Source organism: Vibrio sp. B1-2 (assembly GCF_963888445.1).
GTDB classification, from domain to species: Bacteria; Pseudomonadota; Gammaproteobacteria; order Enterobacterales; family Vibrionaceae; genus Vibrio; species Vibrio anguillarum.
In genome coordinates this window covers 1-847 of the sequence record NZ_CAWPJH010000028.1, presented here as the reverse complement: position 1 = coordinate 847, position 847 = coordinate 1, and the positions used below count along the sequence as shown (strand labels likewise).

The window sequence follows — 847 nt, the reverse complement described above, 5'->3', positions numbered from 1 at the left end:
TTAGTACCACGTAGAAGTGCACCAACGTTCTCACCTGCACGACCTTCGTCAAGCAGCTTACGGAACATCTCAACACCTGTACAAGTCGTTGTGATTGTGTCTTTGATACCAATGATCGCAACTTCGTCACCTACACGTAGGATACCGCGCTCGATACGGCCAGTTACTACTGTACCACGACCTTGGATTGAGAATACGTCTTCGATTGGTAGTAGGAATGCTTGGTCTACTGCACGCTCAGGCTCTGGAATGTAAGTGTCTAGCGCTTCAGCAAGTTCAATGATTTTCGCTTCCCACTGCTCTTCGCCGTTTAGTGCGCCTAGTGCAGAACCTTGGATAACTGGTAGGTCATCACCTGGGAAATCGTACTCAGATAGAAGCTCACGAACTTCCATTTCTACTAGCTCTAGAAGCTCTTCATCATCAACCATGTCACATTTGTTCATGAATACGATGATGTAAGGAATACCAACTTGGCGACCAAGTAGGATGTGCTCACGAGTTTGTGGCATTGGGCCATCTGTTGCAGCAACAACTAGGATACCGCCGTCCATTTGCGCAGCACCTGTGATCATGTTTTTAACATAGTCAGCGTGTCCTGGGCAGTCTACGTGTGCGTAGTGGCGTGCTGGTGTATCGTACTCTACGTGAGAAGTATTGATTGTAATACCGCGCTCGCGCTCTTCTGGAGCGTTATCGATAGATGCGAAGTCTTTCGCTTCACCACCGTACACTTTTGCAAGTGTAGTACAGATAGCAGCAGTTAGAGTTGTTTTACCGTGGTCAACGTGGCCGATAGTACCAACGTTTACGTGCGGTTTCGTACGTTCAAATTTTGCTTTAGACA

The 847-nt window shown here is 47.5% G+C and carries 1 protein-coding gene; it reads right to left on the bottom strand.

Features of this window, described 5'->3' with window-relative positions:
- A partial coding sequence (gene tuf, locus AACQ75_RS09905; RefSeq protein WP_170889827.1) for an elongation factor Tu occupies positions 1 to 847 on the bottom strand: 847 nt, incomplete at both ends.